Origin of the sequence: Rhodococcus sp. NBC_00294 (assembly GCF_036163995.1) — a bacterium.
Lineage (GTDB): Bacteria > Actinomycetota > Actinomycetes > Mycobacteriales > Mycobacteriaceae > Rhodococcoides.
Window position 1 is genome coordinate 4530837 of the sequence record NZ_CP108043.1, and the last position, 12923, is coordinate 4543759.

Here is a 12923-nt window from a genome sequence, read left to right on the forward strand (position 1 = left end):
ACGCCAGTGTCGGAGTGCATGACTGCCCTCACCGACTCGGCCTCGTTCGAACCCGATGCCGACCGGCGCAAGCGCCTTCGCACGGTCGTGGCGTCGAGCCTCCTCGGCACCACCGTCGAGTGGTACGACTTCTTCCTCTACGCCACGGCGGCGAGTGTGGTGTTCAATCGCCTGTTCTTCCCGGATCAGTCGTCCTTCGTCGGCACCATGCTGTCTTTCGCCACCTTCGCCGTCGGATTCGTGGTGCGCCCCATCGGTGGAGTCGTCTTCGGATACTTCGGAGACCGTATCGGCCGCAAGAAGACACTGGCGTTGTCGATGCTGGTCATGGGTGTGGCGACCACCCTGATGGGCGTCCTGCCGACGACCGAGGACGTCGGTCTGCTGGCTCCGCTTCTGTTGTTGCTGTTGCGCATCGCACAGGGTTTCGCTCTCGGCGGCGAGTGGGCCGGTGCCGTGCTTCTGGCCGTCGAGCACAGCCCGGCGCGTCGGCGTGGATTGTTCGGAAGCATCCCGCAGGTGGGTCTCGCGCTCGGCCTCGCGTTGGGCACCGGAATGTTCGCCCTGCTGCAGGTGATCTTCGACGAAGAGCAATTCCTCTCCTACGGCTGGCGCATCGCGTTCCTCGTCAGTCTCGTTCTGGTGATCGTCGGTCTGGTCGTGCGCCTGAAGGTGGAGGAGACGCCGGCGTTCCGCGAGGTGTCGGAACTCCAGCAGCGATCGAGCGCACCGATCAAGGAGGTGTTCGCACGGCGCCATGCGCGAAGCACCGTCCTCGGACTGCTGTCGCGATGGGGCGAGGGTGCCGCCTTCAACACGTGGGGTGTCTTCGCCATCACCTACGCGACGACACAACTGAAGTTCGACAAGGTCTCGGTCCTGCTCGTGGTCACCGTGGCGGCAGTGGTGATGGCGGTGCTCATCCCGGTGTCCGGGGTGCTCGTGGACAGGGTGGGCGCCAAGCGTGTGTACATCACCGGCATCGCGGCCTACGGGCTGGCCGTGTTTCCCGTGTTCGCCCTCTTCGACACGGGCAGCCTGTGGCTCTTCGGACTCGGACTGGTCCTGGTGTTCGGCATCGTCCACGCCACCTTCTACGGAGCACAGGGCACGCTGTACGCGAGCCTGTATCCGACCGAGATCCGCTACACCGGCCTGTCCGTGGTCTACCAGTTCTCCGGGATCTACGCCTCGGGCGTGACGCCTCTCGTTCTCACCGCACTGATCGCCGCGGCGAGCGGGTCACCCTGGCTCGCGTGCGGCTTCCTCGTCGGCACGTCGGTGATCAGCGTCATCGCCACGGCGCTCGTTCGCGAGGACGATCTGCATCTGTCGCGCCCTCGCTCCGACGCGGAGACAGAGCACGACTGAGGTGAACGGTTCACACCTCGTGAACCGTCTCCGCCCGTGGCGCACGGAGCTCCAGCACGGCGGTGGTGCGCTCGGCGTCGACGGGTCTGCCGAGCAGGAACCCCTGCGCCAGATCGCATCCCGTCTCGGCGACTGCATCGAGTTGCGCCCGGGTCTCGACGCCCTCCCCCACGACGGTCATCTCGTATGCCTTGGCCAACGCGACGATGGCGGTGACGACCGCGCGGCCCCGCCGGGTGTCGAGTGCGTCGATGTATCCCTTGTCGATCTTGAAGCACTCGAACACCGGAAACCGTTCGAGGTAGGCCAGGCTGCTGTGACCGGCGCCGACGTCGTCGAGGAGCAGCGCGACGCCCATCTCGGTCACCGCGGTGAGGTTCCGGGCGACGCGTCCGGTGTCGGCGAGCCACACCGTCTCGGTCACCTCGAGCCCCAGGGCCTGTGGCGGTAGGCCGGTCTCCCGGAGCACCGACGCGACCCGGCCGGGGAACGCCGGATCTCGCAACTGGAGCGCGCTGACGTTCACCCGCACGGTGATCGAGAAGTCCCTGCGCCATGTCGCCGCCTGGCGGCACGCAGTGCGTAGCGCCCAATCCCCCAGTACCGCAGCCAGACCGGTGCGCTCGGCCACCGCTACGAACTCGGACGGCTCGATCTGCCCGAGCGTCGGGTGATTCCAGCGTGCGAGTGCTTCGACGGACACCACCTCCCCTGTCGCGATGTGCACCAAGGGTTGGTACGCGAGGGTCAACTCGTCCTCGGCCAGGGCAGCCCGCAGGTCGACCGACAGGGAGCGGACGCGGTCGGCGTCGTAGTGATCGTCCTCGGCGTCGAAGACGGCATGCGCTCCGCCGCCGCCGTCCTTGGCGCGGTGCAGCGCCAGATCGACGCGCCGCAGCAACTCCCGCACCGTGACGCCGGGCTCGGACACCGCGATACCTATCGAGGCACTCATCGGAATGGGGGCATCGGCCGCGGACGGCGGCGCGGCCAGCGCAGCGGTGACACGGAACGCGAGATCCTCGGCGTTCCGGGCGTCGTCGAAGCCCCCGCAGACGACGAGAAACTCGTCACCTCCGAAGCGATACACCGCGTCCCGCGTTCGGACCGCAGCGACGAGACGCTCGGCGAACCGGACCAACGCGCGGTCCCCGGTGTCGTGTCCGAGGCTGTCGTTGATGATCGCGAAATCGTCGACGTCGAGGAGGAGCAACGCCACCTCGTCGCCCTGCGCACGCGCGCGAGTCAACGCATCGCCCACCGCCGAGTAGGCCCGCGTGCGGTCCGGAAGTCCCGTGAGTGGATCGTGATCGGTCTGTTCCCGGAGAAGCCGCGAGAGGTCGACGCGTTCGAGCGCTGCGGAGAACACTCCGGCCACCGCCGACAGGAACGCGATGTCCGTGTCGTCGAACAGATTCGGTTCCGCCCCGAACACGATCAGCGCGCCCCACACCCCGGCGCTCGTCGTGATCGGCACTGCGGCGCCGCTGCGAAAGCCGACCGACGACATGGTGGACGTGTCGAATCGTGTCTCTGTCTCGCCGTCCGAGCAGACGGTCAATCGACCGTGCGCCAGAGCGAATCCGGCCAGGGAGCCCGCGCCGGACCGCACCTCGACATCGGTGCGCAGCACATGGGTGACCGCGTCGACGCGCAGAAACGGATCCTCCGGACTCTCGTGCTGAGCGAGCGCCGCGGACGCCACCCCCACCAGGGTCGCCGCGGTGGAGGTCGCTGCGGCGGACACCTCGTCCAGGTCGGCGGAGACTGCGAGCCCACTGAGCCTGGCGAGCGCGGTCTGCGCCAGCGCGAAGCGTCGGGATGCACGAACGTCCGCGAGGACACGGGCGGGGATCGTCACCATCACTCCGTTCGGCGTCTGTGAGTCGATGGTCGGTTCGACCACGGGCACACGTCACGAGCGACAAACCCCGACATTCACGGCTTATGACCCGTCCAGCATCGCACGTCGATCGTTCCGTGGCCGTGCGAACGCCGACGGCGCCGAATGCACTCGTGTCAGGGGGCGGTCGGATAGTGACCGTCGGGTGCGTTGCTGACCACCAGGCTGCGACCCCGAAGGTCGTCGGGGAGCATGTCACGCCATCGCAGCGCCTCGTCGAGGTCGGTACTGGTCCACAGAGCCGACACCAGTTCGTCACGTCCCGTCGCGCGCGGCGATCGCAGTTCCACCGTGTACACGTACGGCAACGGATGGGGGCCGGTCATCGATGGTTCCCAGTCCGCGCGGTCGACTATCCGGCCGTCCGGACCCTCGATGTACTGCACCCGTGCTCCCCAGGCCGCGCAGTACGCGCGAGCCGTCCGCACCGCCGACGACACGTCGGCCGCTGCCCGCACCACCACGGTGTCGCGGTCGTCGATCAACCACACCAGGAACCGACTCGAGGGTTCGATGTCGGACGTGCCCATCACCTCGAGGAAGTCACACGAGCGCGGCGTCGGTTGAGTGCGATGAACCATGAAACACATTCGCACACGATCGCCGATCGGGATGCGTGCTCTTCCTCACCACGCGTGGTGAGGGTCCGGCGCCCGGTAGTCAGTCCGGGAACCCGACTCCGGCGAGCTCGGTCGACAGTTCCCAGACCCGTCGCGCCTCCGCACGATCGCGCAGCCGCGAGTACAGCTTCTGCGGTCCGGGACGCCCACCGAGGTGCCCGAGTCCCGCCGGCCCGTGGAAACTTCCGGACGTCACGTCGACGGCGGTCGCCGCGTACAGAGCCGGCAGCGCAGCGGTCTCGGTGGTGCCGACCAGTAATCCGCGACGGGACAGGGCCTCGATCACGCGACGGCTCGTCGTCTGCGAGGTCCGGTCGAGCTCGGGTCGCGCGGCGAGCAGACCTGTCGGCGCGATTCCGGGGTGCGACAGATGACTCGAGATACCCCAGCCACGCTGCGCGCTGAGCCGTCCCAGTTCGAGGCCGAACAGTCCGAAGGCGATCTTCGACTGGCTGTAGGCGCGCATTCCGTCGTACGACCGTTCCCAGTTCAGGTCGTCCCAGTTGATCGATCCGCTGTTCGCGGCAATGCTGATCTGTGAGACGACGCGGGCGCGCCCTGCTCGCAGCAGGGGAAGCAGACGGCCCACGAGCGCGACGTGGCCGAGGTGGTTCGTACCGAACTGCAGCTCGAATCCGTCCGACGTCGTCCGTCGCGACGGTGGAGTCATCACGCCGGCATTGTTCACGAGGATGCCGATCGGTCTGCCCTCCGACGACAGCGTGTCCGCGAGTGCGGACACGGAGTCGAGCGACGAGAGATCGAGGCGCCGGAGTGAGACGTCGGCGCTGGGATGAGCCTGCCTGATCGCGTCGATCGCCGCCTTCCCCTTGCTCTGCGAGCGAACGGGCAGGACCACCTCCGCCCCTGCTGCCGCGAGGCGACGGGAGAGGACGAGGCCGATGCCGTCACTGCCGCCGGTGACGACAGCTCGGATACCGGAGAGATCGGGGACGGCGATGTCGATGGTGTGTCTCATGGGTCGCTCCTGATGGGTGTGAGGTGTCGTGTCGACGACGTGTGACCTCACCGTGCCGGGGTCCTCCCCCGACAACCAGGACTCGTCGATCCCCCGATGGCGGGTCACCCCTTGCGCGTGAGAGGGGGATCGACAGACCCTGGTCGGCGCACGCGCCACGCGATAGGAAGAAGCAATGGAGATCGACAGAGCAGGGCTGGCCCAGTTTCTCCGGGGTCGCCGCAGCGCACTGCAACCCGAGGACGTGGGTCTTCCACGAGGGCTGCGACGTCGGACCGACGGGTTGAGGCGCGAAGAGGTCGCGGCACTGAGCCACATGTCGACCGACTACTACGCCCGTATCGAGCGGGAGCGAGGACCCCAACCGTCCGAACAGATGGTCGCCTCGATCGCACAGGGACTGCATCTCTCGCTACCCGAACGCGACCACTTGTTCCGGCTCGCCGGCCACACCCCACCGACACGCGGGGCCGTCGGCGATCACATCGGTCCGGGCCTGCTGCGCATATTCGACCGACTGCACGACACTCCCGCCGAGATCGTCACAGAGTTGGGAGAGACGCTGCGGCAGACGGCACTCGGTGTCGCGCTCACCGGTGATCAGTCCGGCCGGACCGGGCCCTCACGCAGCATCGGGTATCGGTGGTTCGCCGACCCGGCGAGCAGGAACCTGTACGCCCCCGAGGATCACGCGCACCTCACCCGAACATGGGTGTCCGGCCTACGCGAGGTCGCCACTCTTCGCGGACCCGACTCGCGCGCTGCGCGTCTCGCGGCGACGCTGCTTCAGGAGAGCGACGAGTTCCGCACCGTCTGGGAGCGGCACGAAGTGGGAGTGCGGCCGGCCGAGACGAAGCGATTCGTCCACCCGGATCTCGGCCGCCTCGAACTGTCCTGCCAGACGCTCGTCGATCCGCTGCAGTCCCATTTCCTTCTGGTCTACACCGCAGTTCCCGGCAGCCCGAGTCACGAGAAGCTTCAGCTGCTCCCCGCGCTGGGAACGCGATCGTCCACGACACCGGGCCCGTGACGAACACGGAATCACGTCGAGGAATCGATGCCATCAGCCGAACGACCGCCTGCTCACAACTCGATCCGCCCGGTGCTGTCGTGGAACTCCCCCGTGGGTCCGTCGCTGCCGAGCAGCGCCAGGCGAACGGTGGCGTCGGTTCCCTCCGCGACAGTCTGATGCCCGGTGTTCCCGTTGAGGTCGGTGGCCGTGTAGCCGGGGTCGGAGGCGTTGATTCGTATCTCGGGGAGGTTCTTGGCGTACTGCACGGTGAGAGTGATGACGGCCGCCTTCGAGGCGGCGTACGGGATGGCGGCGACAGGGAACTCGTCCCGGCCGGGATCCTGGAGGAAGCGGCCCATTCCCACACCCGAGGCCACGTTGACGATCACCGGATTCGACGACTGCCGCAGCAGCGGCAGCGCTGCTTGCGTCACCCGGACGATGCCGACGACGTTGGTGTCGAGGGTGTCTGCCATGGAGTCGGCGTCCAGGTCGTCGACACCGCCGCCGTGTCCGATGACGCCGGCGTTGTTGATCAGGACGCAAGTCGGGGAAGTGACGACACCGCCGCGGTGACCGAGTCGGTGTCCGTCACGTCCAGCCGTACCACGTGTGCACCGAGTGCGCGGACGTCGTCTGCCCTGCCGGGGTCGCGGACGCCGGCGTACACGTCGACACCGGAGTCGACGAGTCGTCGCGCCGTCTCGAGTCCGAGGCCCTTGTTCGCTCCCGTGATGAGTGCTGTTGTCATGTCTCGATCCTGTGGCCCGGTGGCGTGCAGGTCCAGGTACTGCCGGTACCACCCGCGCTCCGGCGACGCGGTGCACGATGGTGTGCATGAGTGAACTGTCGACGGTGCTCCGGGCTTGGCGGGACCGGACTCGACCGGAGGAGGTCGGCCTGCCCGCCGTCCCCGGCAGACGAGCACCCGGACTGCGCCGTGAGGAACTCGCCACGTTGGCGTCCATCAGCGTCGACTACATCGTCCGCCTCGAGCAGGGGCGGGCGCGGCACCCGTCGGCGCAGACCATCGCCGCGTTGGCGCGAGCGCTGCGACTGAACGACGAGGAAGTGGATCACCTGTATCGGGTGGCCGGACTGGCATCACCGAACGGGCGCCTCGTCCCGCACCACATCGGGCCCGGCGTGCGGCGCATGGTCGACCGCCTGGACGACGTGCCACTGGCGGTCTTCACGGCCGCGTGGGACATCGTCCATCACAACGGCCTCTGGGCAGCCATCAGCGGGGACCCCGCACTGCGACACGGTGTCGACCGCAATGTGGTGTGGCGCCATTTCACCGACGACTTCACCGGCGTCGGCTACGACGACCGCCATCACGAGGAATTCGGCGAGGACCTCGTCGCCGATCTCCGAGTGGCACACGCCCGCTATCCCGACGACCCGTATCTGACCACCCTCGTCACCCGACTCCGGGCGAGGAGCGCGGACTTCGACGCTCGCTGGGGTCGCGCCACCATGTCGGTGCACAAGGCAAGCCGCAAGGTGATGACGACGCCGGTGGGACCGATCGCTGTCGACTGCGATGTGCTCACGGCACCGGGCAGCGATCTGCGCATCGTGGTCTACACCACCGTTCCCGGCTCCGAGGACGAGCAACGTCTGGAGTTGCTGCGCGTCGTCGGCACGCAGACTCTGGTGTGAGCCGGTCGCGCGGAGCGGGTCAGGAGCGGCGAGTACCGACGCCCCGCGACACGAGATCGGCCACGAACCTCTGTGTCAGCGCGTCCGATTCCGCCCCGACCATCACGACGACCGACCTCGTCAGTGGAGGTGTCATCGACTTGACGATCCCGGCGGAGCGAGCGGGAACGGCGGTGGCCGGCACGAGCGCGACCCCCAACCCTGCGTGAGCGAGTTGTGCTGCCGTCGTGGCATGTCGAGTGTGCGTGACAGCGTCGAGCTGGACTCCGTGCGTCGCAGCCACGGTGTCGAACCATCCACGAAGGCCGTTCGACGGGTGATAGTGCACGATCGGCCTGCCGGCGAGGTTCGGCCAGGAGACGGCGTCCTCGTCGGCGAGATCGAGACCTTCCGGAATCACGACCAGGATCTCCTCGGTCCCGATCTCGGTCATCGCTGCGGACCCGCGCGACGGCGCCGGCCCCACTGCGATGTCGAGGTCGCCGTCCGTGATCGCCGTCGCCATCGCGTCGGCGCTGGTGTACTCGGTCAGATCCAGACCGATGTCCGGATGCTTCCGGGTCCAGGTGCTAAACGTCGGCGCCAGGATCGGGACGGTCATGCTCTCCGCGCACCCCAGGCGTAGCCGGCCCGCATCACCCTGTGCCGCAGCGTGTCCGGTTCGCAGAACTCGCTCGGCCGCTGCCAACGCGATCCGCGCATCGACGAGAACGGCACGGCCGATGGGCGTGGGACGCACGCCTCGCGGAAGCCGCTCCAGCAGAGGACTCCCGATCTCCGACTCCAACGACGCGAGGTGATGGGAGAGCGCGGGTTGCGACAGATGCAGCTGGGCTGCTCCCGCGGTGACAGAGCCGGCGTCGACGACGGCCACGAAGCATTCCAGGGCTCGCAGAGTCGGCACCGATGGAGCGTATGTCAGCGGCGCACGCTCACGTCGGGGCGATCGTGCGACTCGTCGTCGTCGGTATGCGACGGGAGGGGATGCGAGGGGAGAAAGACCAGCGTCAGCACACCCGCCACGGCGGTGACCATCCCGGCGACGAGACTGCCGGTGGTGAAGCCGTCGACGAAGCGTTCGCGTGCGAGATCGGACAGTTGCGACCCGAGCAGTGCCCCGGTGGCACCCAGCGAGTCCGCCGCCTGGCGTGCGGCTTCGAGCGCGGCGCCCACCGACTCCTGCGCGGGTTCCATCAGGACGGTGGGCAACTGCGTCGTGTCGAGCCCGTCCCGGTACACCGACAGTGCGACCGACCCGATCACGGCGACACCGAGTGTTCCGCCGAGTTCGCGGGTGGCATCGTTGACCGCTGATCCCATCCCGGCCTTGTCGGTCGGAACGACTCCCATGATCGCCTCCGTCGCAGGGGCACTCGTCAGACCCAGGCCTGCGCCCAGCAGCACCATCTGACCCGCGATCTGCAGGTAGGACGTGCCCGTGTCGATCTGCGAGATCCACAGGAACGCAGCCGTCAACGATGCCAGGCCGGCGGCCACCACGATCTTGGAACCGACCAGTACCGCCAGGCGGGGACCCACCAGCGAGAACACTGCCAGCGATCCCGCGACGGGCAGCATGCGCACGCCGGTCTCGAGGGCACCGAAGCCGCGCACGGACTGGAAGTACTGGGTGACGAGGAAGATGAACCCGAACAGCGCGAAGAACGCACTGGTGACCGCCCCACTGGCAGCCGTGAAGCGCATGTTCGTGAACAGCCGCACGTCCAGCATCGGGTGGCGAGCGCGCGACTCCCGGAGAACGAAGGTGACCAGCAATGCGGCGGCCACACCGAATCCGAGCGCCGTCGACGCCGAGGACCACCCGCGGTCGGGGCCTTCGATGATGGCGTGCACCAGTGACCCCAGGGCCAGCACGGACAGAAGCAAACCCGACTTGTCCAGCGGCGGGGTCGACGGATCACGGGAGTTCGGCACGAAACGCACTGCGAGAGCGATGGTTGCGACAGCAGCGAGGCCGTTGAAGACGAAGATCGATCCCCACCAGAAATGTTCGATCAACGCCCCACCCACCACGGGTCCGACCGCGACCGAGACGCCGGTCGCCGCGCCCCACAGTCCGATGGCCATGACGCGTTCGGACCGCTCCTGGAACACGTTGGTCAGAATCGACAGCGTCACCGGGTACACCACGGCAGCCGCGACACCGGCCAGCGCCCGCCACGCGATCAGCTGGGCGGGCTCACCACTCCACGCCCCACCCACGGATGCGACCGCGAAGAGCACGAGCCCGCCCACGAGGAAGGGACGGCGACCGAACCGGTCGCTGAGCGATCCCCCGGCCAGCACCAACGCAGCGAATGCCAGGTTGAAGGCATCGACCACCCACAGCAGATCGCGCGTGGACGCCCCCAGGTCCTCGACGAGGGTGGGCAGCGCGATGTTGACGATCGTGGTGGACACGTTGACCACGAACACCGCGCAGCACAGCGTCACCAGGGCGGCCATCTTGCGCGAGCGGAGGGCCGGCACCGCGGCGAGGAACGTCATAACAAAGTTATAGCAGGCGCGGCGGGCTCGTCGCATCCGGACGTCATCGTGGGACCATGACGTCATGGCCGCTCGACGAGACACCGACCGCACGGCGGACGACGGATCCACCCGCGAGCGCCTCGTCGACGCCGCCGTCGCTGTCCTGGCAGAGGAAGGCCCTGCCGAGATGAAGGTCCGTCGCATCAGCGACAGGGCAGGCTCCTCGACGATCACGGTCTACCACCACTTCGGGAACGTGGGCGGGCTGCTCGACGCTGTCGTGGTTCGGGGATACGCGACGCTGACAGGGACTCTCGAGGACGCGGCCGCGTCGAACGACGACCCCGGTGTGCAGCTCTTCGCCATGGCCCTGGGAGCCAGAGGTTTCGCGCAGCGCAATCCGCACCTCTACGACCTGATGTTCGGACTCTCGCCGCGCGGAACCTACCGCGCGTCCGCTCCCCTTGTGCCACAACAGCATTTCCGAGAGGCCTACGCCGTTCTGGTACGCAGCTGCCACCGACTGGTGACGGCCGGTCGCGTCGACATCGACGACCCGGAACAGATCGCCGCCCAGTTGTGGAGCCTGGTACACGGGTTCGTCTCACTCGAAGCGGCCGGCCACTTCGCCGATCACAGCGACCCAGTCGCGAGCGTCCTCGCGCCCATGGCTGTCGCCCAGCTCGTCGGTATCGGCGACGACCGCGCTCGGGCCACCCGCGGAGCGCTCGACGCCTACGCGACCTGGACCGCGACGGCAGTCGAGTAAGAGAACGCCCTCCCCGCTCGAGAGCTCGCCGATCGCGACTGCGACAACCTCGCAACCCCGGATCGCGGCGCGCGGAGATGGGCGCGGGCCCGGCGACCCCGTCGTGCCCGTCGTCGCACTGCCCTCACCTGCGTGATTGACATCACAAGGACGTCATACTACTTTCAAACTGACATCAGTTCAGGAAGTCCACTCGCACCGACAGCCGAGCGGCCCTGTGAGTCCGAGAGAGGTCTGACCATGCGGAGGATTCCCCGAGCCATCGCCACCGTTGCCGTGGCAGCGTCGGCGTTCGCGCTCACAGCGTGCGGCGGCAGCACCACCCCGTCCGGGCCCGTCGAGGGCAGCTGGGACGACGTCGTCGCCGCGGCGAAGACGGAGGGCAGCGTGATGCTCTACTCCAGCCAGAAGCCTGCGAACCTCGACGCGCTGAAGGCCGCGTTCACGCAGAAGTACCCGGAGATCTCCATGGACTTCGTGCGCGGAACGGATTCCGAGATCAATCCCCGTGTCGAGACCGAGAACCGCACGGGTACAGGCATTGCCGACGTCCACATGGTGACCGACGCGTCGTGGATCGCCAGCGCGTCCGAGTCCGGCACCTTCTCCACCGAGATCGTGGGTCCCGACTTCGACGCACCCGACTACGACCGCGCGGCCAGCGTGAAGAACGACCGCTTCTTCCTCTCGTCCGCCGCTGTCTTCGGCCTCGGGTGGAACACCGCCGCGGTGCCCGACGGTCTCGAGACCCCGCAGGACATTCTCGACCCGGCCTACCGCGGCCGCATCGGCATCGTCAATCCGACGGGCATCGCGTCGTACGTCGACCTGTATCGGCACTACGCCGAGAACTACGGCGAGGACTACTGGAACAAGCTGGCCGAACTGCAGCCGCGTGTCTACCCGAGCGCACTGGCGGTCGCGCAGGCCCTGACGTCGGGTGAAGTGGTGGTCTCGCCCAGCGTCCAGCCGCTCGTCACCGAGGTCGACGCGGGCGCTCCCGTCGACTGGGTGCTGCCGGAGAACCCCTGGGGCACACCGTGGTACACCGAGGTCCTGAGTGCGGCGCCGCATCCGAACGCGGCTCAGGTCCTGGCGGACTTCATGGTGACCGCCGAGGGACAGGCCGCGCTGAACGGTGGCTACGCCGCCGCGCTGCCGGATGTTCCGGGCGCCGTCGAGCGGGCACAGAACATCGCCTCACCCGATCCCGCCGATCTGACCCCCGAGAACGTCGACCGGTACTCGCAGGAATGGTCGCAGCTCTTCCAGTGACGGGGACGCGACCGCTCTCGACCATCCGAACTCGTCATCCAGGGAGGTGATCATGGACGCTCGGACAGCGCCTTCACACGGCCCACGTGTGCTCGTCACCGGCGCCGCGCGCGGCATCGGTGCGACATGTGCCGCGCGCTTCGCCTCTCTCGGAGCGACCGTGTACGTCACGGACGTGGACGACGAGGGTGGTCGCGCGGTCGCCGACACCCTCGGACCGTCGGTTCGCTACCTGCATCTGGACGTGGCGTCGGAAGCCGAGTGGGACGCGTGCGTGCAGAGAATCGAAGCGGACGGTGGAGGCCTCGACGTGCTGGTGGCCAACGCCGGGGCGGCGCACCGCGGCGACATCGCCGACACCTCACTGGCCGACTTCCGCCGCATGCTCGACATCAACCTGGTCGGCACCTTCCTCGCCCTCAGGACGGCGAGCACCGCCGTCAAGTCCGGCGGTTCCGTGATCACGGTGTCGTCCCTGCGCGGAATCCTCGCGACAGCGAAGCTCGGCGCCTACGGCGCCTCGAAGTTCGGTGTGCGGGCCCTCACCCGAGTGGCTGCGCTCGAGCTCGCCGAGCGGGGGATCCGAGTCAACTCGGTGTGCCCCGGAAGCATCGACACCGACATCACCGGTAGCGAGGACTTCGCCGACCACGATGTCGCCGGCTATGTGCGCACCATTCCGATGCAGCGGCGGGGCACCACCGGCGACGTCGCGGACGCCGTCGTGTTCCTCGCCGGATCCGAGAGCAGCTACATCACAGGAACCGACCTCGTCGTCGACGGTGGTCTGGCGGCCGGCGCGCGAACACCCACACACACCTCTGGACAGAAGGCATGAG

The 12923-nt window shown here is 68.0% G+C and carries 13 protein-coding genes; 6 read left to right on the forward strand and 7 right to left on the reverse strand.

Translation table 11 applies throughout. From position 1 onward, the window contains the following. Positions 1-18: 18 nt before the first annotated feature. Positions 19-1371: an MFS transporter gene (locus OHB23_RS21305; RefSeq protein WP_328810370.1), complete on the forward strand. Its 1353-nt coding sequence runs from the start codon at positions 19-21 to the stop codon at positions 1369-1371. A 10-nt stretch (positions 1372-1381) separates the two neighbouring features. On the opposite strand, the gene OHB23_RS21310 is transcribed toward OHB23_RS21305, so the two are convergent. The 3 genes from OHB23_RS21310 to OHB23_RS21320 all read right to left on the reverse strand — a co-directional run bounded on the left by OHB23_RS21310 (position 1382) and on the right by OHB23_RS21320 (position 4873). Then, positions 1382-3277, reverse strand: a complete 1896-nt coding sequence (locus OHB23_RS21310; RefSeq protein WP_328810371.1) for a putative bifunctional diguanylate cyclase/phosphodiesterase — start codon at positions 3275-3277, stop codon at positions 1382-1384. A gap of 113 nt (positions 3278-3390) precedes the next feature. After that, positions 3391-3855: a hypothetical protein gene (locus OHB23_RS21315; RefSeq protein ID WP_027504413.1), complete on the reverse strand. Its 465-nt coding sequence runs from the start codon at positions 3853-3855 to the stop codon at positions 3391-3393. A gap of 79 nt (positions 3856-3934) precedes the next feature. Continuing rightward, positions 3935-4873: an SDR family oxidoreductase gene (locus OHB23_RS21320; RefSeq protein WP_328810372.1), complete on the reverse strand. Its 939-nt coding sequence runs from the start codon at positions 4871-4873 to the stop codon at positions 3935-3937. A 175-nt stretch (positions 4874-5048) separates the two neighbouring features. Here OHB23_RS21320 and OHB23_RS21325 point away from each other — a divergent pair, with 175 nt between their 5' ends. Further along, complete coding sequence (locus tag OHB23_RS21325; protein WP_328810373.1) at positions 5049-5903, forward strand: helix-turn-helix transcriptional regulator; 855 nt, start codon at positions 5049-5051, stop codon at positions 5901-5903. A gap of 53 nt (positions 5904-5956) precedes the next feature. Here the strand turns inward: OHB23_RS21325 and OHB23_RS21330 are convergent, their stop codons facing one another. Together OHB23_RS21330 and OHB23_RS21335 are read right to left on the reverse strand one after the other, a co-directional pair. Next, positions 5957-6424 carry an SDR family NAD(P)-dependent oxidoreductase gene (locus OHB23_RS21330; protein ID WP_328811685.1) on the reverse strand — a complete coding sequence of 156 codons (468 nt, stop codon included), beginning with the start codon at positions 6422-6424 and terminating at the stop codon, positions 5957-5959. After that, positions 6421-6636 carry an SDR family NAD(P)-dependent oxidoreductase gene (locus OHB23_RS21335; RefSeq protein WP_328811686.1) on the reverse strand — a complete coding sequence of 72 codons (216 nt, stop codon included), beginning with the start codon at positions 6634-6636 and terminating at the stop codon, positions 6421-6423. The genes OHB23_RS21330 and OHB23_RS21335 overlap by 4 nt, the downstream gene beginning before the upstream one ends. Before the next feature lie 86 nt (positions 6637-6722). Here OHB23_RS21335 and OHB23_RS21340 point away from each other — a divergent pair, with 86 nt between their 5' ends. After that, positions 6723-7550 carry a helix-turn-helix transcriptional regulator gene (locus tag OHB23_RS21340; RefSeq protein ID WP_328810375.1) on the forward strand — a complete coding sequence of 276 codons (828 nt, stop codon included), beginning with the start codon at positions 6723-6725 and terminating at the stop codon, positions 7548-7550. A 19-nt stretch (positions 7551-7569) separates the two neighbouring features. On the opposite strand, the gene OHB23_RS21345 is transcribed toward OHB23_RS21340, so the two are convergent. Next, positions 7570-8454 carry a LysR family transcriptional regulator gene (locus OHB23_RS21345; protein WP_328810376.1) on the reverse strand — a complete coding sequence of 295 codons (885 nt, stop codon included), beginning with the start codon at positions 8452-8454 and terminating at the stop codon, positions 7570-7572. A 14-nt stretch (positions 8455-8468) separates the two neighbouring features. Next, positions 8469-10058 (reverse strand): MFS transporter, encoded by a 1590-nt coding sequence (locus OHB23_RS21350; protein ID WP_328810377.1) that lies wholly within the window; start codon positions 10056-10058, stop codon positions 8469-8471. 64 nt (positions 10059-10122) lie between these two features. Between OHB23_RS21350 and OHB23_RS21355 the strand changes: the two genes are divergently transcribed. From OHB23_RS21355 to OHB23_RS21365, 3 genes are all read left to right on the forward strand, one after another. Next, positions 10123-10809 carry a TetR/AcrR family transcriptional regulator gene (locus OHB23_RS21355; RefSeq protein WP_328810378.1) on the forward strand — a complete coding sequence of 229 codons (687 nt, stop codon included), beginning with the start codon at positions 10123-10125 and terminating at the stop codon, positions 10807-10809. Between the two features lie 240 nt (positions 10810-11049). Next, positions 11050-12084 carry an ABC transporter substrate-binding protein gene (locus tag OHB23_RS21360; protein ID WP_328810379.1) on the forward strand — a complete coding sequence of 345 codons (1035 nt, stop codon included), beginning with the start codon at positions 11050-11052 and terminating at the stop codon, positions 12082-12084. 52 nt (positions 12085-12136) lie between these two features. Then, entirely contained in the window at positions 12137-12922 is a 786-nt protein-coding gene (locus OHB23_RS21365; RefSeq protein ID WP_328810380.1) for an SDR family NAD(P)-dependent oxidoreductase, read from the forward strand. Position 12923: the final 1 nt, after the last annotated feature.

Excerpts from the sequence above, each read along its gene's own strand:
- OHB23_RS21305 (WP_328810370.1), top strand. The coding sequence starts at position 19 with ATGACTGCCCTCACCGACTCGGCCTCGTTCGAACCCGATGCCGACCGG.
- OHB23_RS21315 (WP_027504413.1), bottom strand. The coding sequence starts at position 3,855 with ATGGTTCATCGCACTCAACCGACGCCGCGCTCGTGTGACTTCCTCGAG.
- OHB23_RS21360 (WP_328810379.1), top strand. The coding sequence starts at position 11,050 with ATGCGGAGGATTCCCCGAGCCATCGCCACCGTTGCCGTGGCAGCGTCG.
- OHB23_RS21335 (WP_328811686.1), bottom strand. The coding sequence starts at position 6,636 with ATGACAACAGCACTCATCACGGGAGCGAACAAGGGCCTCGGACTCGAG.
- OHB23_RS21355 (WP_328810378.1), top strand. The coding sequence starts at position 10,123 with ATGGCCGCTCGACGAGACACCGACCGCACGGCGGACGACGGATCCACC.
- OHB23_RS21365 (WP_328810380.1), top strand. The coding sequence starts at position 12,137 with ATGGACGCTCGGACAGCGCCTTCACACGGCCCACGTGTGCTCGTCACC.
- OHB23_RS21350 (WP_328810377.1), bottom strand. The coding sequence starts at position 10,058 with ATGACGTTCCTCGCCGCGGTGCCGGCCCTCCGCTCGCGCAAGATGGCC.
- OHB23_RS21340 (WP_328810375.1), top strand. The coding sequence starts at position 6,723 with ATGAGTGAACTGTCGACGGTGCTCCGGGCTTGGCGGGACCGGACTCGA.
- OHB23_RS21325 (WP_328810373.1), top strand. The coding sequence starts at position 5,049 with ATGGAGATCGACAGAGCAGGGCTGGCCCAGTTTCTCCGGGGTCGCCGC.
- OHB23_RS21320 (WP_328810372.1), bottom strand. The coding sequence starts at position 4,873 with ATGAGACACACCATCGACATCGCCGTCCCCGATCTCTCCGGTATCCGA.